This is a genomic window from Enterobacter sp. FW301-JW81 (assembly GCF_058788735.1).
The window spans coordinates 333,235-355,378 of record NZ_JBYTBA010000004.1; the positions used below are offsets into that span (position 1 = coordinate 333,235).

The window sequence follows — 22,144 nt, forward strand, 5'->3', positions numbered from 1 at the left end:
TATTAACCACTTTATGTATATTCACCTTACAGTCTAAAACCTAGCATTGCTGCATTTACTCTTCTGCCCCTACAAGGAATTGTCATGCAGCTTTATACCAATGAATTTACCGCTGAATTAAAAGCGGAAATAGATCGTTCGCCTTTTTCCGCTGAAGAACTGGCCGCCATGCCTGAGGACGCGCGCGCCATCATTGCCGAACAGGAAGCCTTTCATCGACAACATCCCGCCACCGCCATCTGGCGGATCGCTACGGCTGGCAGCCAGACCCGACTGGGCGGCATGGTACTTCCCGTCGATCGTGAAGCCACAATGCTCATGGACGATGGGAGTTACACCAGCGTGATTGTCGAAGGGGATTGTGTGGCCTATCCGGATGGTACGCTCGCCACGATTATGACCTCATCAGGAACCGCGTTTACGTGGAAAGGATACGGCGTTGCGCTGGTCGGCAGCCTGCTTGATAACGATGACGAGATTATCAGCACACCGCTCGGCAGTACTTATCTTGTCACTCGCGAAGGTATTCCACCTCAAGAGGATTTCTTAACCTGGCCCGGAGAATAGGCTATGGGCTACCGTTCCACGAACTACGGCCGCGGTCAGGCCCTGCACGGCGACAGAACGACTACCGGCGCAATATGCTGTAGCACCCTGCCCAACTGCACCGAGCACGGTCGCGGCGTTATCCGCGTCGGCGATAAAACCACGACATGCCCTAAATGCGGCAAGCAGGGCATTGTCGCAGACGGCGAACCTCGCGTTAACTGGATGGGACAAACCTCAGCCGTCGATGGTTCTGTCGTCATTTGTGGCTGCCCGCACGGAACCAACCGCGTGATCGCCCCATCGGGAGAGTGGCTCGGCTCCGGTCCCTCTCCTGAACAGATCGCACAGGAAAAGCATCAGGCCATGCTCGCGGCACGCCGAATAGAGGAAGAAGCCGAGGCGCAGCGACAAGCAGAAGAACGCGATCGCAACCGGGTCTTTGCGAAATCCTGCCTGCGCGGTGATGGTTGTAACGATGCAGGCACCGGAAGTGAGCCGCACACCAACTTCGCCGAGATGGCGTTTTACCAGGCCATACCCAACAATGCCCCGCAACACGCCCAGGCGGCAAAGCGTAAGGCGATCCCAAAACCAAAGCAACGCAGCGCGCTTTATCTCTGGTGGAATGGGCATCACGAGGAGATGGACTATCAGGCTGCCGTTGCAGCCGAAGAAAGGGCCTGGACCGCGCGGAACGCGATAGCCGATGCCAGCGAACTCGTACTGGTTGGCGGGCGTACTGTCATTTCCGGCACATGGGCCGTGCGCGGCGCTGCACTTGGCGAGATAGCCACGGGAGGCCTTGGTGCACCTGTCGCAGGGCTGCTGATAGGGATGTATCCCGGCAAGCTGAACGACGGAGAGCAGGATTTTATCGACAGGATGCGCGCCGAGCAGATGCGGGAAGCCCCTACCCGCGTTCGCTTCACCTGGGAGAACGACGCCAGCGGCAACCCGACACCGCGAGGCTGGCATACGCCGTCGGGCAAAGACAGCGTGCGCGTTCGCAGGATGGAGTGGGATAGCCGACGCCAGGCTTACACCTTTACTACCGAAGAAAACCCCGGCATCACCCTCATCTGGACACCGGACCGCACCGGAGAGAGTAAGCCGTGGGATACGGGTAATCAGAATCCGGTACGGATACCGAACCCGGTTGTGGTTGATCCGCTGCCGGAGGATACGGGGATTGGTGCGACGACCAGCCCGACACCGGAAGAGAAGACGTTTGCGGATTATATTCTGATTCTGCCGGTGGGCGGGGCGCCGCCGATTTATGTCTATATCCGCCACAATCCCGGACAGGTCACAGGCAAGGGGCAGAAAATTAGCGGCATTTGGTTATCTGATGCGAATACGGGGAATGGGTCTCCTATTCCAAGCCAGATAGCGGATCGATTACGTGGGCAGACATTTACGGACTTTGACCAGTTTCGTAAGGCATTTTGGCTGGAGGTATCGAGGGATCCGGGACTGCTTGAGCAATTTAACCGAGGGAATGTTGGTAACATTAAGGTAGGGAAAGCACCGTCACCACGAGAAAATGAGCAGGTAGGCGGTAAAGTGAAATATGAGATTCACCACATAAAACCTATAGTTGAGGGTGGTGAAGTATACAACATTGATAATATGGGGATAGTGACCCCTAAACGTCATATTGAAATTCATCGAGGGGCATAAATTGAAAACGATAAGTGATTATACAGAATACGAGTTCCTTAATTTCGTAAGAAAATTGTTTGATGTCACTGCCACCACTGAAGCTGAAGATATAAAAAATATCCTCGAATTCAAACGATTGACTGAGCACCCTGATGGTTCCGATCTTATTTACTATCCACGAGAAGATAGAGAAGACAGCCCCGAAGGTGTAGTTCAGGAAGTAAAGGAGTGGCGTAGGGAAAATGGTAAATCCGGTTTCAAACCATAGCAAAGATAATCATGCTTTCTGGACCAGTACTCTACTTCGCACCTTATCGAATAGCGGGTGACTGTTAAGTTCCGGAAAGCCAATTGAAACTAACGAATACGGAATATTTTGTAAATGGAACCTACTCTCGCACAAGTTATTGAGGTCGTACGTGAGTCCTCTGGGATACATCGTAAACCTATTGATAGCAACACCTGGATTGAGGCCGATTTGCATATTTGCGGTATGGATGGCGAAGACCTACTGGAAGACTGCGAAGAAGCTTTTGGCGTTCAGCTTGCCACGGAAGAAGATGGCTATATGAAAATGTTCTCTCTTGCTGAGAACGAGTATCTGTTTACGGGTGAGGGTATAGATTTTTTTGGCATCTGTAGGTTTATGCGCTGGGTGCGTGGCATACCCGAACCTGTGATACGCGACTTAACCGTTGGCGAACTGCATGCTGTATTGGTTAAGGCTGTGAAAGAACAGGTAAAGCACGAGTGATTTCTGATTAATACAGGCATGGGATAACATGCCCGTATCGTTTTATTGCTCCAGGAATATAAGGCAGGAAGCCAGAACTACTCAGGCATCGCTTGCCCGATTCCCCGCTTCACAACGGGTATATCGCCGGTATCATTCAGCGCCCCCGGAAACGTTTTTAACCACTGCGCGACTTTCTGCTTATTTATATTCACCACGCTCATCCCTTCCAGGCATCCCCATAATTCTCTTGTATGCTGCGGCGTAATCACAATGCAGTCTTTCATGGCGCGGATTTTTACCGGCATGCCGTTGATAAAGCCCGCACGGGTTAACCAGTCCCCGCCTAGCAGAAGATATTTCATGTCTATACGTGCATACAGTTCGCAACAGGCGGCACTGTCCTGCGGCGTTTCCGCGCGGGGATGGACGGGCGCCGCGTTGGGCTGGTTGCCGTGAAGACGGCGGGCGCTGTTTTTGCGTACCAGCTCGCGGTTTTCAATCATGCCGGTGAAAGCGTCTGATTCTGTTTTGCAAACAGTAAACTCTGGCTTAAAATTCGTCGCAGCCATTTTCAACTCCTCAGTAGTTGGTTGTGGTTAGCGGTATGGGGGTGTTGCAGCACCTTCATATCGCGAATTCTCTTTTCAAATATTCTTTGATACTTCATTTGCCGTTCGGCGTAATTTCTGGTGCTTATTATACAGGGCTGAATATAAATACAGCGGTTTTGGGTGGGGTAAATTTAGAATTTGCGAGGGGGATTCAGGAAAACAATCAGACGTATTAAGGCGAGATTCTAACGCAAGATTTTGGTTCTAAATTATGGATAACTTTTCGAAAGAGAAAGCACATCGGAGCACTCTTTTCGTTTAAAGCTGCTGGAGGATGTTTTTTTTCTTCTTTGGGTCCAGCTTCGGCCAAAGACGGACCAAAGAGGCCAGTTCATCATCTTCTGTATAGAAGTATGCTACAGGCACTTCGAGAACTTTAGCGAGATGCCGAACGACTTCAATGCTTGCCTGGTGAACCCCTTTCTCGTAGCGGTTGATACGCGCGCTTGCTGCAAACTCATCTATGCCAGCCAAAATACCCAGGTTTTTTTGCGATAACGCCATGTCTAAGCGCACCTCTTTGAGGCGTCGACTGAAGAGCTGATTGTGGGAATTGGATGTTTTCATAACTACGATAATCGTAGTTAATGCCTAAGGAAGATACTACGTTTTACGTAGTGCAAACACTAGATTGATTTTCACGTAAGGATTTCACAAATCCTCGAGCACCCTCGCAAAACTACGTAAAACGTAGTTTTATGGATTCCAAAGAAGCTACGAATAACGTAGTGTCTGGTTCAGTCATCTTTTCTCAAGGGGGATATGAAGAATGGTTTGGTACAAAGCATGTGTTTTAGCGGTTCTCAAAAGGAAAGAGGTTTCGCTCGCCACCTTAGGTGTCAGCTCCTACACAACGATTAACGCTCTTGTGAGACCTTGGCACAAAGTAAACTTCTTCCATGCCAGAGCAATTGGTATCAATCCAGAGCTCATACGGCCACGTTGTTACTCCAAATCTTTGGCTCAAGGGGTTTACATTCTAGAAGAATCAAGCACAGCAAAGAGTTACGTCAAATCATACGTAAATCTTTAACAATTCGTGTTTTATCATCATAAAAATTTCGTTATAAGGAATTTTTTACGTAAAATATAACGTAATTGCGCCTTTAAAACAGGGACTAGAACATGGCTAACTTTGATGCAGATTATTGCTACTCTTTCCCCGCAGTGAGGGGCGTCCAGGCTGGACGACCATTCTATATCGCCACTTGCCCTATGCGCATCATTCCGAAGATCTTCAGTTTCGATGAGACAGACGTGCCGCCGGAGCTGCGCGCTCAGCGTATCTTGAATAAATCACGCATCCCAGAGATGGTGCGTTACTTACTTGAAAACCCTAAAGATTACGTATTCTCTGCATTAACTGCATCCATTGCGGTCGATGTACTGTTTGACGAGTTCGAAAACTCCAACAATCTTGGAACGCTTCGCGTACCAATGGATGCGCAAATTCTTATCAATGATGGTCAACATCGCCGTAAGGCTATCGAGGATGCCCTTTCGGAGCGTCCTGAATTAGGGCAGGACAACATCCCCGTATTGTTCTTTGTTGATGAAGGTTTAAGGCGAAGTCAGCAGATGTTTGCCGACCTGAATAAATACGCAATACGCCCAAGCCCATCATTATCCGCGCTGTACGATCATCGCGACGTAAGCTCGAACCTTGCTCGCTATCTTGCTATGTCTATCGAGCCCTTTATTGGTCTTACTGAACTTGAGAAATCGAGTATCAGTTTGCTTTCCAATAAACTGTTTACACTAAGTAGCATTAAACAGGCAACACGCGCCCTGCTTGGTAAAGACCCTAAAGTAGGCAGCATTGAGGACAATACGCATATCGCTACGCTATACTGGCAGGCTATTTTCAAAGTCATGCCAGACTGGCAGCTTGCTGCACGCAAAGAAGTATCTCCGGCACAGCTCCGCCAGGATTATGTGCATGCCCACGGTATCGGTTTGCAGGCTTTGGGCCTTCTGGGCCGTTCACTACTGGCTGAAGAACCTGAGCACTGGCAGGAAAAACTTACGAAGCTAAAAACCTTTGACTGGCGTAAAAGTAATCCTGAGATGATTAAGCGCGCAATGCAGCATGGCAAATTAAGCAAAACCGGTACCGCCATTCAGCTAACTTGCAACGCTTTAAAAATTGCGCTGTCTCTCCCCCTTTCTCCTGAAGAACAAGAGCTTGAAGCTCAGATGGTTGTATCATGAGTACATTAACTCAGGCCTATGATCTGGCCGACTATGAAGATTTCATAAACGAAGAGCAATTTGCTGGGCGCACTCTCGCTGATTTTGTCTCTGAAGTTCAACGTGTCTACTGCGCAGATAAACGCCCTTGGGTGATTGGCTACAGTGGCGGTAAAGACTCGTCAGCAGTCATTACTCTTGTTTATCTGGCGTTGATGGGTCTTCCGCCGGAGATGCGTACGAAGGATGTGTTTGTTGTTTCCTCTGACACGCTCGTTGAGACGCCGGTTGTAGTAGATCTCATTAAAAAAACGATGCTCCAGATTGAAGCTGGCGCTAAGCGCGACGGCTTACCGATCACACAACATGCTGTAACCCCAAAAACCAACGAGACATTCTGGGTAAACCTGCTTGGTAAAGGCTATCCAGCGCCTACTCGTAGTTTCCGTTGGTGTACAGAACGCATGAAAATCAACCCGGTAAGCGACTTTATCAAAGATAAGGTCAGCCAGTTTGAGGAAGTTATTGTCGTTCTTGGATCGCGCAGCAGTGAAAGTGCATCACGTGCTCAGGTTATTGCAAAGCATAAGATTGACGGCTCGCGCCTTGCACGCCATACCACCCTTTCAAATGCCTTCATTTACACCCCGATTGATACCTGGGATGTTGAAGACGTATGGAAATTACTGCGTGGTGCATTCAGATATGCGCCTGATGATATAGACGAGTGGGAAAGCCCTTGGGGGGGTAATAACCGCCCGCTGTGGACTCTTTATATGGATTCCTCAGCTCAGGGTGAATGCCCGCTAGTTATTGATGACAGCACGCCTTCCTGCGGTAACTCACGCTTTGGTTGCTGGACATGTACTGTCGTCACAAAAGATAAAGCGATGGAAAGCTTAATCCAGAATGGTGAAGAGTGGATGTCGCCCCTTCTGAAATACCGCGACCTGCTAGCTTTCACAACCGATCCAGTAAACAAAGATACCTACCGCAACTATAAACGACGCACAGGTAAAGTGAGCTATCAGTATGCGAAGGATGGCGAAGAACTTACAGCTGAGCGTAAACATGTTCCAGGCCCTTACTGGCTTAAGTATCGGCAGGAATGGTTGAAGGATTTGCTGACGATTGAGCGTGATATGAACGCACAAGGTCATACCATTACATTAATCACAGAACCTGAGCTGCATGCCATACGTCAGCAATGGCTGAAGGATCCTAATGAACCTGACTGGTACGATACTTTACCTGGTATCTATCGCGAGGTTTATGGCAAGGATCTGGACTGGGTTATAGACGATCAATCACGTTTCGACGCCAGCGATGCCGAACTTCTCGAGCAAATTGCACAAGGGTTTGATGTTGTACCTGAAATGGTGATGAAATTGATCGAGCTAGAAGTTTCGATGGAAGGCCTTAGCCGCCGCCAGGGGATCTTCGACAAGCTAGGGGCGATCCTCAAGCAAGACTGGGGAAGTCTTGAAGAGATCAAACAACAGCAGGAAGCTTTGCAGAAACGTAATGAGCGTGATGTTCATCAGGAAGAAGTGGCAAGCATAGAAGCTGAACTGCAGATGCTACAGCGGAGAATTGCCGAAGTCAGCGAACCAATTCTGCTTACCAGTGAGGAAAAAGAACATGTTAATTAAACAGCTGGTACTGCGTAATTATCGGGTTTTTAATGGAACCCATGTTATCGATCTGGCCCCTAAAAAACGACAGAACGACGATAATCCGCGCCCTATCGTTTTGTTCGGCGGGTTAAACGGTGCAGGTAAGACATCAATACTTTCCGCTATTCGCCTGGCCCTTTACGGAAGGCTTGCATTTGGTGCAACAACTCAGCAGCAAGAGTATGTTGAAGAGCTTAGCGCTCTGGTGCACAACGGCTCAACTTTGGGTGAGCAACCCGAGGAGGCCTCAGTCGAGCTTATTTTCACCTACAATAAAGGTGGTCAGGAGGCTGAATTTACCGTTACCCGCACCTGGCAAAAAGGTAAGCGAGACAAACTGTCCTTACAGCAGGATGGCAAACTCATTGAAGGGCTTGGCTATGATCAGTGCCAGGGTTTTTTAAATGAGTTAATACCCCACGGCATAGCCGACCTGTTCTTCTTTGATGGTGAAAAAATTGCTGAGCTTGCTGAGGACGAATCGGGAAACATCCTCCGTACGGCTGTGCGTCGCCTGTTGGGCCTGGATCTGATCGAGAAGCTCCGGAATGATTTAACAATTTTCGTGAAGCGCCAACAATCTGGTCAACTAGCTGAATCTCAACAGCATAAGCTGCTTGAACTTGAGAAAAAGATTAAAGAATTTGCCTTTAAAACCGAGCAAATCCTTGAAAAGGCTGATTTTGCTAAATTGCGTATTGACCTAATCTCCAAGGAAATTGTGCAGAATGAGACCCTTCTCAACGCACAAGGCGGGGCTTTTGCTCAAACAAAAACCCAAGAGAAACAGAAGGTCGAGACGCTTTTAAAAGAAAAAGATCGCCTGGAAAAAGCGCTTCGTCATGAGTGTGATAGCTCATTACCGTATGCTTTAGCTCCAAAGACTCTGGGTCGTTTGCTAGAACAGATTAGTGCAGAGACGCAAATAAAACAGGCAAATAGCTTCGAGAAGGAATTGAATCAATTCCTTACGCAACTCAAAAGCGACATTTCCTTCCGTTCAGGAAGCACAGGTAAAATTGCAGCTGAGGCTATAGAAGATAACCTTAAAACATATCTTGCTGATAAACCAAAAGGTGAATTGTTATTTGACATCTCTGAACGTGAAGCAGGGATGATTCAGCAAGCCATCGAACAAGATAGTAAGAAAGCCTGGCAACGCTTCGATCTTTATCGTAACCAGCTGGCAGAAGTAGAAGAACAATTAGAGCAAGCCGCAGCAAACATCGCCCGAGCGCCGGAAGATGATCAGCTGATGGATATTTTTGATAAACTCCGAGAGCTAGATCGTCAACGTGAAGCTAAGCGGCAGGAGTATCGCTCATTGCTTGAAGAAGCAAAAAATTACAAACAACAGCAACTTGATTGCGCTCGCCAGATTCAAAAGGCTCACGACACAGCTCGCAGCCAGCATAGCTTTAATATCGCATTCATTAACGCGCAAGAGACAATTAATCTACTTGACCGTTATAGTGAGCTGTTAACTGAGGCAAGGGTAAAAACACTTTCAGCTAACTTTGAAGTAGCTTACCGTAAGTTAGCTCGTAAAGAAGACTTGCAGCTTAATGCCCATATTAATCCTGCGACATTTGATGTCGAACTGGTAGATGAAAATAATACGGTTATTAATCGTAAGTTACTCTCTGCTGGTGAGAAGCAAATTTATGCAATAGCTATTCTTGAGGCTTTGGCTAAAACTTCTGGTCGTGAACTACCTGTGATTATTGATACGCCACTTGGGCGTTTAGACTCTCAGCATCGAGATAAATTGATTAATCATTATTTCCCATATGCAAGTCATCAAGTTGTATTGCTGTCTACGGATACTGAAGTTGATGAGCGGTATTTTGTTGATCAGCTTAGAGATGATATTTCTCATGCATATGAGATCGTGTTTAATGCCCGAACAAAGTCATCTGCACTTAAACCAGGATATTTCTGGGAATTAACTAAGGAGATAATCTAGTGCTCCCGAATCGTATGCAGCTCAGTCGTCAGACTGAAGAGCAACTGAAGAGATTGAAAGGGTATACGGGAATTACTCCCAACGTTTCAGCGCGGTTAGCATTCTTTTGTTCAGTTGAGAGTGGATTTCGCTATTCTTCGGAATTTGATACTAAAAGGCTAGATGGTTCTTTGGTGCTCGATAAAATTACGTGGCTTGGGGAAACATTACAAGCAACAGAAATGGTATTGAAAATGCTCTATCCGCAACTAGAGCCTAAAATGTCCATCAGAGTCTGGGCTGCACATGTTGAAGACGGAATTTCGTCACTACGGAATCATAAAAATCTAAAGGAGTTTACTCAGGCAATTGCAATTAGTTGAATAGCTATTAACTAAAGATTAAGAAGTAGCAACAATTGTATTGCTACTTCCTAAGTGTTCTTTCATTATAAGTTTGAAACATCAGGACTCAAAACGCCCCATTACCTTATGGGGCATGACCAATTAAACATTACATTTTCCGATTACCGAGTGACGAAACCTTTAAGACTTTCGCACTTTGCTCAAGATGACCATTTTCATTGATATGTAAACCAACGGAGATGCATTCGCCTTTCTTCAGTTTTGCCAGTTCAGTAAGCCAATTTTTTTTATTACTTCCTGGTACCGCCTGTTCAAGCAGTTTAGCATAACTCTGAATTTCAGTTTCGGCTGGTGCAAAGAACAATTTATGTGCAGCTTGAAACAATCGGTCTTGTTCATCTCTTTTCAAGTTACTTAAAGTTTGAGTAGCCAAAATTAGTGACAATCCATACTTTCTACCTTCAGTTAACATTTTACCTAATGGGCTGTCTAATTTTTGGTCCAAGTTTTGGACTTCATCTAATACCACAGGTATCGGAGTGTTTTTATCACCATTAGCACAAACATAAGAATATAAATCCCAAAGAATAAACTCTGTAGCTAAAAGCCAAACATCTCTGGAAAGCCTAGCTAACTGAATTAACCTAGTAGTAGAAGATGTCGATTCAAAAATATCTTTCCAACCATCCATCTCAGAGGCAAAGGAAAATAGATTAGCTCTGACTATTGAGTGAAGTTTATTTGCAAGTGCTTCACCATGTTTTCCAGCATCTTCAAGGTCTCTTAGCATTCTATTGAAATTATATTCAGCACCATATAATTCAATTCCATCCTCAAGAATTTTAATGAGTGTTTGTAGTTGTTGGCTACCTATATCTGAATAAACAGCATTGAATACTGATGCAACTCTAGATGCAACATCATGAGCTTTATCAGCAATAGTAATCCCGGCTACTTTTTGTGTTTGTTTATTAAAGGGGTTTAATTTTAGGGGGGTCTGTACAACCAAATCAGTTATAGGCTTAACATTTTCCATGAATTCTTCTTCAAGATGTTCAGGCAAAAATCCATTTGTGTAGTCTATAACCATAGAATTTATTTTATTTTTGGCCAATTCCATCAGCAGCCCTTGTATGCAATATGATTTACCTTGCCCCGAACGTCCAAATATAATTAGGTGACGATTAGCTAAGCTTTTATTACCATATTCCCAATAGACAGGCTTTAGATTATCAATAGCCAAACCAATTAATACTCGACATTTGTCTATATCTTTTTTTAAAAATCTTTCAACTTCCTTTTCTTTACTTGGTAAGTTTTGAGCAAACTTTTCCTCTTTCACCTCATCACTTATAATTTTATTATCATTAATAATATTTAAACCTGAATGATTAGATTTATCTGATGAAGCCATATAAACCTGCTCAAGACATCTCTTTAAAATATGTTCATGTATACATAGTTTTTCATTAAGATATTCTAATGCGCTAACACGAGAAGTATTTAAATCTAAAGCTGTTCGGCAAAGATCAGTAAGGCCAGTATAATTAATATTTGAAGACGAGATAAGATTCTGAACAAAGAAATAATTCTTACCATAATCTGTAGCATAAGCTTTAAGCAGTGATATATATAAATACTTATTATAATTAATATCAAGCCGTCTATTAATACTCGATTGCAATTTTGAAGCTTCGATGATCCTAGGTTCATTATCGATAAAATCAATAGCCATTTTCATGATATTTTCTATATCGACACCTATGAAAGCGTTGTCTACATGCGCATAAGTTGTTTCATCAATCCTAACTACAATGCCATCTGTTAATAATTTATCAATGTAGAATGAAGCATGCCCAATAGATTGGCTTCTAATTTTAGATGCTACATCGAGTTTCGATAACGGACTTAATGATTGCTTGAATAAGTCGATTAGAACTGATTTCTGCGAAGCTAGGTTAAAATCAGATGCTAAACTTACAGTGTCTGCACCAGACTTTCCATTAAAATAAATACCATAAGACTCGCCATATGCACGGACAATGTGTCTAACGAAGTAGTAGTCATCAGCCAGATCAACTTGTTGATAAATATCAACAGATAAATTTACTGCGTCTCTTCCACAGTATTTATATTCATTAAGTTTAGAAGCTATAATGCATAACACTCTTTTCTTATCGTCTTCACTTATCTTCAAATAGTCAATATGACGATATGTTCCTCTACCACTTTGATATACATACTCTCTATCGACAGCTCTCATCAAATTCGGCTCAAGACGATCTTCTGAGAAAATCCCTGAACAAATAGATTTTTTATTAGCATGAGATTGAATATTTGCCCACACATCACCATCGGGGAAATCTAGCAAAGCATTAGTAATCCCAGGCACTTTAGATAGTGCCAATGGCTTTATCTTCTCCCCATTTATTTGAAGAATATTCTCCTTTTCCCATATGGCTATTTGATTCTCTGCTACGGCAAGTTCAACATTTAGGCGTTCATGCAGATACCATGATAAATCGTCAAGATCGGCAGGAGATTTATTCCATAACCAAAACTCTTCAAAAAATGATTTATTCAGACTAGGGGAAGTAATTAACTTAATTTCATTTTCCTTTAGCCCACAACATGCCTCTAAAAAAGAATAAAAGCCCTTATCCGAGCTAAAACTTCCTCTCAACGTGGTGAATAAAGGCGTCCTTAATTCACTTAAATTACTTTTTGTTATAGCCCATATTACCTTAGGTGAAATACTTAATTTAGCAATGAAATTATTTTTAGCTTTCGACTCAATTTGGCGAACCCTTTCCCTTGTAATATCGTAACTTTTCCCAATATCCTCTAGAGTTTCGCCATCACAATTGATTCCATATCTACGAATCAGAATGTCATTCTCTCTTGACCTTACATTCAGGATGTTATTATTAAGATCATTAATAATAAATTGCTCCAGCTCCTCAATTGGTAGGTCAAAATCTTCGATCTGTTTTTTATTTATATCAGAATTGATAGAGAACGAACCATTTTTTAAATGCTCAACCAAATTTAAGAAATTATGAATTTTTTTCTTTCCAAAACCAGGAATGCTCTCTAAGGACGAAGTTGCAATAGCTATTGTCTCTTTAATTGTAATATTTTCACCAAACTCCCTCAAAATTGTGCTAACTAATGCTTTATAATCATTAGTTATATTTACCATATTTAAACATATTGACTCATCTTCTATATTAACTAGCTCATTTTGTTTCTCTATTAATGAATCATGTGACAATTCAGATTTAAGTTTGTAAAAACTTAATATATCGTAAGAATTAAATCCGCCACTATTCTTGAGTTCCATCTCGGTTAAGGACAGGATGTCTTCAATTTGAATATCTCGCTGGTAGAAACCTAGTATTTTATCCAAAATATCAGAATAAGAATCATCATAACCAAAAATTGCTTTAAACTGTCCTTCATTATTTACTTCTGAAGTATTTAGTTCCTCCTCTACATTTGAAGTATTTCGTTCCTCTTCGAAAATTATATCATCATCTACAATTTCATTACGACTGGAAATATCATCAGGCAGTTCGAAAACATTGAATGATGTTAGCTCAGCATTTAGAAAATTCAAATGTGAAATTTCTGGATAAGCTGATTCGTCTTGAAATTTAGATGATAACTTTTCTATAGACTCTTCATGAAGCATTTTTACAAAACCATGAGGAATACGCAATTTCAAAACATTAAGCTCTACGTCAAACACACTTTCAATACGAGATCGTTCCATCTCTTCAGTTATAGATAATGCTATTCCCTCAGGGTAGTTAGGCAACTCACAAATATTATATTCCCCCTGTAATAAGGAATCACTTATTTTATACAAGTTTTCAAAATACCTAACCGGGAACACGCCGTAAAGCTCAAATTTATCGACTTGAGTTAATAATTGTTGGATAAAGAGAGAACGATATACCTGTCCTTTGAAAGTCTTCGGTGCCAGTAACCGCTTCATATGCTCGGCTAATGACTTGCTTTGTTTTACGGCCTTAGTGAAATCCGTTCCAGATGCTCTTGTTTTTACTTCCAGAGGGAGCAATACAAGGCGTCCTCCTTTAATACCTACAAATAATATATCATCTGAAAGCGCGCCTTTTGATTTATTATGAAGTCGAGCAGAAAAATCGTTATCTTTTATTTGCAACCCTAAATTTCCAGTAACTCTAAGCATTTCACCAACTGATAGTGGTATCCATACAATATCACTTGATAAGAGTAAACCTGAAATAAATTTATAAGCAGCGACAATTCCTTTTTTCTCTTTAATTTTCTTTTTGGTATTATCAGACTTTTGCTTACCAGACTCTTTCACAACGTCTAATAGCCATTGTCCATTTAATGCATTAAAGGAATTAATTAACTCATCAGAATGACTTCTTAACAGGTCTTTATATAACCCAACCCGTGAAGATACTGTTATAGCATCATAAGCTACTGAGTTAGTATACTGATCGGCATAATGTATTAGAATTGTCTCTTTCGTATCAAAGAACTCAAGCGTCACTTTTGGCTCGATGATACATGTCCATATACTGGAGTTGTAAGACTTATTTAATTTATGTTTAAAGCTATCTTTTACAGCTAATACAGGCACACTCCCTTTAACATATTTTGCTGAGCTATCTCTATACGGAAGCATCAATTGGTTGTAAAGAGAAGCTAAACACACAGAACTATTTTTAGTTATTAAGTTTTTTAATCCAAAGCCAGTATAAAATACTTCATTTTCTAAATATGATGCCTCACCAGACAAAATACCATTACATACAATCCCTGATTTTCCTTCACCAACACTGTTAGTACGCATAACAACTTCTTCATTGTTTTTAAAGAAACTTAAATGCGCATAGTTGAATTCTTCATAGTTATCTATTTTATAGAATGTTACATTACGCCTGATCCTTAATATCAAATCATCTATTTCAGATTCTTTATCGGAGCTGTTAAGACGAGCTAACTCTCGTAACTTTAATACACTCCTACCTTCTGAAAAATCATCAAATAGAGTTAGAGAATGATCGTCATTGTAAATATTAACTTGTATTTTGATATTGCCTTTTTTATTTTTCTTATAATAATTAAGTATCCCGTTAAAGATATCTGCATTGTTTTGATTGTTTATAGAGTTAATAATGAGTGGGTTTTGTTTATTATCTTTAAACAAAACATCGAAGCATGATATAAAATCTTGAATTTTCTCATAGACTAATGACGATACATAGCTTGTATCACCCTCAGAGCTAGGACCAAGTTCAAGCCAAAACTTATTATGGCTTAATGATTTTGTTCTAACGAAAATCGATTCATTATCAAATAATATAGGCAGCAAACCACTCGCATTAAATTTTTTCACAGTTGAAGAGGGGATTTGGCTAAATGAATTTGTTAAATCAGCTATTCTCGACTTAGCGAACTCTAAAGCATATGACAAGCATAATGGGTGGAATGGTGAAAAGAATTCTCTATTAGATCTCCTAATAATACCCAGTGTTAGTAACTGCCTGCTCTTATAATTCAATGCGCCTTGCGGAATGTTTACCAATTCATTATGAACAGTCGATATTATTTGTTCAATAATCCTAATCAAGCTTTCTGGCCAATTTGTTATCGATAGGATCGTTTCATGTTCCAAGAGCCAAGTAAACAAATTCTTATAAGCTCGAGACACTTCAGGAAATTCAATCTCAAATCCATTGAGTTGAATTTCTTCGCCATTACTATCATCGAAATATAACAAACCTTCGCTGATCATTTTAAATTCAGCTACGCACAATTCCTTAGCTTGAACTGTAAGATCCTTCTCTCGCCCACCAATAATTACTCTTGATGTTTCTGATTTATACTTCGGTATCCTATCATTTTCGAAAATATCTATGCTGCGTTGAGTATCAAATAAACTTGGTAGTATAATAGTTTCAACTATTTTTGGACCAATAATAGTTACGGGCAAATAGTATTCACCAGAAAATAATATCATCTCTCCAAGTATTTCATTTTCACTTACAGTACTAAAATCAATATACTTTAAGTCATCACAATTTATCTTGTTGTTTTCATTTGAGAAAATATGTGTAAGATTATTATTGGAGTTTACAAGTAATTTTCCTTGGATGTTTTCAATGACTAAACTACCTTTGTTTCTTTTGAATTCCACTTCTAATTTTTCAAAGTAATTACTTAAGAAAAAAACGCATTTACTAACTAAGCAACAATTAAATTGAAAACATTCTCGTTGTGATTCTCTTTTTATTTTTATTTGTATAAAAGAAGGTTTTCCATCAAAAGGTATTCTTACAGTCAATATAGAATGATTTTCATTATTAGATGTTGTAATCAAAACTTGACTTTGTTTAAAATCACCATTAACAAGAATTTGTTCTGTTTTTAGTACAGGCTCTCCTCTTTCTAGTTTGAATTTGATTTCAACCAGCCCAACTTCTACTTCACCTATTAATGAAATACATCTATTTGCAGAAGCACTTCCTGATGAATGCTTCCACTCCTCTAAAGTACTTCCATTAATATCAATACTTTTTACATTTAATTTCCTAAGTTTATTTTTTTCAATTTCAGCTTCTATATTGGAAAATGTTTCTGTTTTATAAAGATTTTTATTTTGTATAAACTTATCTTCGATATAACGTTCACTAAATCCTAAATCTTGTAATTGTCTTTGTAATTCATTTAGCTCATCTCCAAAGTCATTGACTAATGAGTGGACAGTTCTTGCTAGTCGGATATTCCTATCTAACTCTCGAGCTAAATGTTTCTCATTGTCAATATCATAAATTCTTGGCTCAGGGAAAAAACCATACTCTTGTATATCAATATGGTCTTTATGAATTGATTTATATAGTGGCTCATATCCAAAAATGCTAAGATTTTCCTCATCTATTTGCCGTTGTTTATTCGACACCAAATAGTTAAAAATTAGCTCATTCTTATGACCAGTACCTAGATCCAAAAGAGCCTGATTTATGCTCTTAGGGGTAAAAATTCCGTTGTCTGCACTTACATCAGCGAAAGTAGACGTCAAGGTTTCGAGCGAACTATTGTTAATCAAAAATAAAATTGCATTATCAATGTCATTGAGTGCATCTCTAACACTTGCTATATAATCCTCGTGACTTGAGTTTCTGTCCTGAACACCAAGATGATGCAACATAACAATTATTTTTTTTCCGCTTGATGTTTCTACATACTTTAGCGGTGCATTATTAATAAATAGTTCTTTAAATCCCAAGCTTTTAAAACCATTGTATAATTTTATAGATTGCGTCGGGTTAGAACTCACAAAATGATATTTTGTATTTAGAGAGTTAGATAACTCTATTGACTGACAAAATAAATTAGCCAGAAAACCCTCAAATGGTTGATTTAACATATACTGCGTCTCCGCTATCGCTTAATTTTTCAATATTACCAACACTCTCATAAAATTTTAAAAGTGCACGTTTTGACTTTAAATCAAGCCATACACCTCTATTTTTAAAACCTTCAATCAAATCATCAATAAGTATCTTATCGGTATCTTTCCCTTTAATTATTAAATTAGTGAGAAGCATGATTATATTTGAATTGAGCACAAAGTATTTACCTGCCGCTTTTCTATTGGTAATAAATCCAGAAGAAAAAACATCCTCAAAGGTATTAACAACTGTACTATTCCTACCCTTCCGCGAGTTCTTTTTTGAGCGACTTAGTGTTTCTTCAAATATTTGCTTGTGAAACGAAACACCTTTGTTAAGCGCTCTCTGAAGTGAGTATTCATTTTGATAATCCTCTCCAAATAATAGAGCCAATAGCTTATTGAACTCATTTATTTTCCCCAAATGTTCTTCTGACTCATCAAGATCATATTGCCAAGCTGGTTTTTTATCAATTCTATTGAAGTAACCTAAAACTGGGAAAAGATAATATGCTATACCTTTTTTATTGCTAAAAATATAATCATACCCGTACTGATTGCACTCATGCCTTTCTTTACTTGCAGTTTCAGTTTCTAATATAAAGTAGAGTGGTTTTGCACTAGGTGGTTGGTAGACATTATTGGGGATGCATACTTGAATTGTAAGTTGTGACAAGTAGATAAACACATATAAATGTATAAATCGTTCAACTTCACTTAATAAATATTCTGGATTAGCTGCTAGTGTATTTAGATCTTGAGTAAATACTTTTTGCAAAAAAGGCAAATAACAAATAGTGTCATCTTTTAAGGAATGCTCTGTACAAAGCCTACGGATATTACTTATAAGTATGTTTTCTAAAGGATTATTACCCTTAATGATAAAATCATCTCCCACTTGACCATTTATTAGACCAGAGATAATATTTATCATTGTCTTAGTTCTTGCAGATAATTTCTCTTGATTGCTTACCAAGTATGCTAAGGGGGTAATATTATCTAATTCATTCGAAGTAAAATAAAGCTCATCAAGTACATCAACTAATTCACGAGTATCTCTAACACTACGAATACTATCCAGAACCTCAACTCTTAAAGTTTCTTTACAATATCCATTTAATGATAGACCATATAGTTTTTCAAAAAGCTTCTGATATACATGCGTCCATTCTATATTATTATCCCTATTATTTGGACCAATCGGTAAGTATGTATCTGCAATATTTGCATAATTTGAATCATTTTCGTTCTCTATGCATCGACGGACAAGTGAGATAGAAGTATCTAAGGAAGTAAAATCTCTCATTTTAATATCTCTAATGTATATCTATTTCGATTTTTATTTATATGCAATACTTTGTCTTTATTTACTACCTTCATTGATTCAGTTTCAAGGGTACTTTCCACAAGAATTCTGATTATTTCATCAAACTTGGCAGTATTTTCAATATTCTGTCGATTAGGTCTGTAGCCATCAGATATTTTCACAGCTTGAATTAACGTATTTAGATCAATATTAATAATTAACAAGGGCTGATTGTTAATTATTAACGGTATGGGGAGAGTATCGGTAGATTTTAATTCATGCATCTCAATCCAATCTAGATCCGCTTGAACATTAAGTTTATTGCAAACGAATTTATCTTTCAGTTTACGACTGACTATGTGACCATCAACATTTATTGACAGCATTCTATTTGCATACGCTATTGCAGCCTTAATTATTACCCCTTCAATAATATTCAAACAATCATCTTCATCCGCTGAGTTAATTTCAGGCTTTTCATATACATTGATTAATTTCAAGTAATAATTTAGTGATTTCGTTATTATTTCGCTCTCAAAGCAATTTGGGGATGGAAACGAGAGACCTAATTCCCGCAACAAAAATGAACACCGAATCAATCCTTCTGGAGTGAGCTCTCTTCCTGTGAGTTGGTTAAAATTATCAATATCTTGGATAATGTCTTTTGATAATGTATTCGACGTATACTCAAGATAGAAATTGTCTAGCTCGTTATTCCTTATATTTATTGGATCTAATTTTCTAAAACAACTACTGAATTCATTATCTATTTCTGAGAAAACATTCCCAACGATACCATCCTTATTTTCACGTGTTAGTATCTGGAATATAAAATCAACAAATATTCTAGGAATTAAAAATTGCTCATCAATTAACCTAGCAAGACCAAATAACTCGATTAACTTATTTTGAAATGATTGTAAAGACAAGACGTCGAAATTCTTGGAAACATACCCACCAAGTTTGGAATCCAAAAGATAACTTCCGTAAAATGGATTTCTAGGAGATTTGTCTGTTAATTTCTTTAAAAAATCTGATATGAAGCCTGACGTTATTTTACCTTTTGAAAATGATAATCTTGGATAACATTCAAAATCAAAGAACGTAACAGCCCCATTAACATAACCTTTGCTATGTCTATTATCGAAATAAGTGCTGAAGGAATTTTTTATATCAGAGTGCCTGTTATCTCCTTGTTTTATAAACTTTTGTAACATTCCTATATTTATACCAATAACAAAAGGTTTGCTACTTTCCTTAAAGTTATCAAACTTCTCATTTAGACATTCTATTGCTGATTTATGCTGACTATCGCTATGAGTAGCGTCTAAATGAAAATCAACTCGATCGCTATAATCACCATATAATTTTGTTAGAATTTCAGATTTTCCATCACCAGAACTACCGCACAAGCAAATAATACTTTTAGGATTCGACTTTAATAAAGCTAGATCCAAACTTTTTTGTAAATCATCATGAATTTCAGTTGGAATATATAAATAATCTTTTAAAGTTTCAAATTCTCCCACGATACATTCAGTTCTTAGTGTTGAAACAGAATATTTTGATGATTTTGATAATACTTGTAATGCGTCAAAAAGAATCAAGGTCTCTCCTTTGTCGACTATTAGGCATCGATTTACCAAGCATTGCATTAGCTAACTTTTCATTAAACATGAAATTAAATCACTGAGATTTATCAAAATTACATATCTCAAGCTCAACATAGTAAATTTAAAATATATATATTTCCCATTATCTTAAAAAATACTTTTGATATAACAAAAATTTAAACTCAAGCCCCACACTAATTAAAATAAAGGCTGATAATCCTTCAATTCATCGCAATTACTTCATTACTTGAACAGCGTTCAGCCTTGACAAATAAAGTAAATATAATGCGCGATATTCATTATTATTTTACAATCTGCATTAGGGTGAGAATCATTAACAATATTTGTGCAAAAAAAGGTGATAAGATAAAACCGAAGTAGATTTTGGTACCCACCTAAAGAGTAGGCCCGGTGAGATAACGCTACCGCCCCAACCATCACTTCCGCATGGCTGTATCGTGAAAGCCACCTACCTTTTTTAGCGCTCGATAACATTTTGTGCTGTCGCTAAAGGGTAGTGGGCTTTAAGCTGCGTATCTACTCTACGTCTCACAATGATACCTGTAGATCGCTAGTTTCGATTACTCAACTTTAGATTGCAACATTACCATTTTGCTCATAAGGCATAAACTACTAAAAGTCTACTGACCATAGTATGATTCAACCAATTAGTAACGCAATTTTATCATTAATTCTTTAAAAAACGTACAATTTGCTGTGGAGATCTATTCACGAGCTCACAGAATCTATTAAGTTAATATCTCACTTAAATTTAAGAACGACTAAAATTGGTAAATTTATCTTCTTGCTACGTAGATCGATTATGATTAGCTTACATACTCACCGTTTCAATGATAGATAAACTAATGTTCCTGTGATTACACACTTGTATCTTTACAAGCCATAACCCTCACAATCACTGTACGATATAGAATGTTTGCGCATTATCAAATTATAAATTACTTACTCTTTCAATCGTAAGCATCCGCATTATAGTTTGAACAGTTTGATTTTTGTACAAGAAATGTATAGACAATGCTATTCGTTCAGACTTCAGACACAAAAAAAGCCGCCCTTAAGCGACTTTGATTTGCATCTTTTGGTGCCGAAGGCCGGACTCGAACCGGCACGTATTTCTACGGTTGATTTTGAATCAACTGCGTCTACCGATTTCGCCACTTCGGCACTGAAGGGGATGCGGAAACGTTGTGGATTATACCTGTCGCGCGCCGCCATGCAAGCGACGACGCGCGAAACCCGCGCTAAGTGCCCAAAAAATCAGCGCTACCCTCAGTCCAGCTCAGACACCGCCAGCCGAATCACCCTCGCCGCCTTCTGCTCCGGCAGCGCCAGCACCTTGGCCCACATCTCCTGCACCATATCGCAGGAGAGCTTCTCTTTGCCCACCGCCTTCTCCGGCATCTGCAGCAGCTGGATGTCCTCGCCGTACTTATCGGCAAGCTCCTTCATAATCGGTCGCACATCTTCGACAGCCGCCTCGCGCTCGGCCGGGGTTACGGTGTGGCGATTTTTGCCGTAGGCTGCGCGCATCATGTCGGCATCGGCCTGCATGCGCCGCGCCATCAGGTCTTTATCCAGCATGCGCATCGGGTTGATGCCGCCCTTCACCATCGGGTAGAGGAAGCGGAAGCAGGCGTCATCGCTCACCTTCTGGATGGCGGCGGTCTGCTCCATATTGATGGTCATGTAGTTCACCACGTTGGCGTCCGGGGCGTTTTGCAGGCGCGACATCTGCAGATGCAGGATCTGCGGCTGGATGGTGTCGATAATCTGCTGCTCCGGCTCGCCCGCTTTTTGCAGCGCGGCCATCTGGTCGAGGATGCGCTGATGCAGCGCGGGCTCCTGCTCCTTAATCACCTGCCAGGCGGGCATCGCGTTGAGGGCGTTATCCATCTGCCGTTCCGGGGCGCGCTGCCTGTCGAAAAACACCCAGAACGCCACGGCGGCAGCCGCAATGACGACAATCACAATACGGGTCCACGTTTTATTCATCTCGCATCCTTATCCTTGAGTTATG

General features: G+C 40.3%; 15 protein-coding genes and 1 tRNA gene. 9 read left to right on the forward strand and 7 right to left on the reverse strand.

From position 1 onward, the window contains the following. The first annotated feature begins 84 nt into the window (after positions 1 to 84). The 4 genes from AC3WOK_RS15010 (at position 85) to AC3WOK_RS15025 (ending at position 2,965) form a co-directional block, all read left to right on the forward strand. Positions 85 to 567, forward strand: coding sequence for a hypothetical protein (locus AC3WOK_RS15010; protein ID WP_348557107.1), 483 nt, complete (start codon positions 85 to 87; stop codon positions 565 to 567). 3 nt (positions 568 to 570) lie between these two features. Beyond that, positions 571 to 2,229 (forward strand): pyocin-S2/colicin E7-DNase domain-containing protein, encoded by a 1,659-nt coding sequence (locus AC3WOK_RS15015; RefSeq protein WP_492354750.1) that lies wholly within the window; start codon positions 571 to 573, stop codon positions 2,227 to 2,229. Between the two features lies 1 nt (position 2,230). Continuing rightward, entirely contained in the window at positions 2,231 to 2,479 is a 249-nt protein-coding gene (locus AC3WOK_RS15020) for a bacteriocin immunity protein (protein ID WP_077266469.1), read from the forward strand. A 114-nt stretch (positions 2,480 to 2,593) separates the two neighbouring features. Further along, positions 2,594 to 2,965, forward strand: a complete 372-nt coding sequence (locus AC3WOK_RS15025) for a hypothetical protein (protein ID WP_149500152.1) — start codon at positions 2,594 to 2,596, stop codon at positions 2,963 to 2,965. A 77-nt stretch (positions 2,966 to 3,042) separates the two neighbouring features. On the opposite strand, the gene AC3WOK_RS15030 is transcribed toward AC3WOK_RS15025, so the two are convergent. Then, complete coding sequence (locus AC3WOK_RS15030; protein ID WP_074161275.1) at positions 3,043 to 3,516, reverse strand: SymE family type I addiction module toxin; 474 nt, start codon at positions 3,514 to 3,516, stop codon at positions 3,043 to 3,045. 300 nt (positions 3,517 to 3,816) lie between these two features. Further along, positions 3,817 to 4,125, reverse strand: coding sequence for a helix-turn-helix domain-containing protein (locus AC3WOK_RS15035; RefSeq protein ID WP_126495428.1), 309 nt, complete (start codon positions 4,123 to 4,125; stop codon positions 3,817 to 3,819). A 202-nt stretch (positions 4,126 to 4,327) separates the two neighbouring features. Between AC3WOK_RS15035 and AC3WOK_RS15040 the strand changes: the two genes are divergently transcribed. The 5 genes from AC3WOK_RS15040 (at position 4,328) to dndE (ending at position 9,752) form a co-directional block, all read left to right on the forward strand. Continuing rightward, on the forward strand, positions 4,328 to 4,591 hold the full coding sequence (locus AC3WOK_RS15040; RefSeq protein ID WP_126495429.1) for a helix-turn-helix domain-containing protein: 264 nt from the start codon (positions 4,328 to 4,330) through the stop codon (positions 4,589 to 4,591). A 92-nt stretch (positions 4,592 to 4,683) separates the two neighbouring features. Further along, positions 4,684 to 5,769, forward strand: coding sequence for a DNA sulfur modification protein DndB (gene dndB / locus AC3WOK_RS15045; RefSeq protein WP_126495430.1), 1,086 nt, complete (start codon positions 4,684 to 4,686; stop codon positions 5,767 to 5,769). Then, complete coding sequence (gene dndC, locus AC3WOK_RS15050; RefSeq protein ID WP_126495431.1) at positions 5,766 to 7,400, forward strand: DNA phosphorothioation system sulfurtransferase DndC; 1,635 nt, start codon at positions 5,766 to 5,768, stop codon at positions 7,398 to 7,400. Before dndB ends, dndC begins: the two co-directional genes overlap by 4 nt. Next, a complete protein-coding gene (gene dndD / locus AC3WOK_RS15055; RefSeq protein ID WP_126495432.1) occupies positions 7,390 to 9,390 on the forward strand; it encodes a DNA sulfur modification protein DndD in 2,001 nt (666 codons plus the stop codon). Before dndC ends, dndD begins: the two co-directional genes overlap by 11 nt. After that, on the forward strand, positions 9,390 to 9,752 hold the full coding sequence (gene dndE, locus AC3WOK_RS15060) for a DNA sulfur modification protein DndE (RefSeq protein WP_088208773.1): 363 nt from the start codon (positions 9,390 to 9,392) through the stop codon (positions 9,750 to 9,752). Before dndD ends, dndE begins: the two co-directional genes overlap by 1 nt. Positions 9,753 to 9,882: 130 nt before the next feature. Here the strand turns inward: dndE and dptH are convergent, their stop codons facing one another. The 5 genes from dptH to AC3WOK_RS15085 all read right to left on the reverse strand — a co-directional run bounded on the left by dptH (position 9,883) and on the right by AC3WOK_RS15085 (position 22,119). Beyond that, a complete protein-coding gene (gene dptH, locus AC3WOK_RS15065) occupies positions 9,883 to 17,163 on the reverse strand; it encodes a DNA phosphorothioation-dependent restriction protein DptH (RefSeq protein ID WP_492354751.1) in 7,281 nt (2,426 codons plus the stop codon). Next, the gene (gene dptG / locus AC3WOK_RS15070; RefSeq protein ID WP_492354752.1) at positions 17,144 to 18,493 is read right to left on the reverse strand and encodes a DNA phosphorothioation-dependent restriction protein DptG; all 1,350 of its coding nucleotides are present in this window, start codon (positions 18,491 to 18,493) and stop codon (positions 17,144 to 17,146) included. Before dptG ends, dptH begins: the two co-directional genes overlap by 20 nt. Then, positions 18,490 to 20,100, reverse strand: coding sequence for a DNA phosphorothioation-dependent restriction protein DptF (gene dptF, locus AC3WOK_RS15075; RefSeq protein WP_174951949.1), 1,611 nt, complete (start codon positions 20,098 to 20,100; stop codon positions 18,490 to 18,492). Before dptF ends, dptG begins: the two co-directional genes overlap by 4 nt. Before the next feature lie 1,106 nt (positions 20,101 to 21,206). Then, positions 21,207 to 21,291 (reverse strand) — tRNA-Leu (locus tag AC3WOK_RS15080). Between the two features lie 105 nt (positions 21,292 to 21,396). After that, positions 21,397 to 22,119 (reverse strand): topoisomerase II, encoded by a 723-nt coding sequence (locus AC3WOK_RS15085; RefSeq protein WP_492354753.1) that lies wholly within the window; start codon positions 22,117 to 22,119, stop codon positions 21,397 to 21,399. Positions 22,120 to 22,144: the final 25 nt, after the last annotated feature.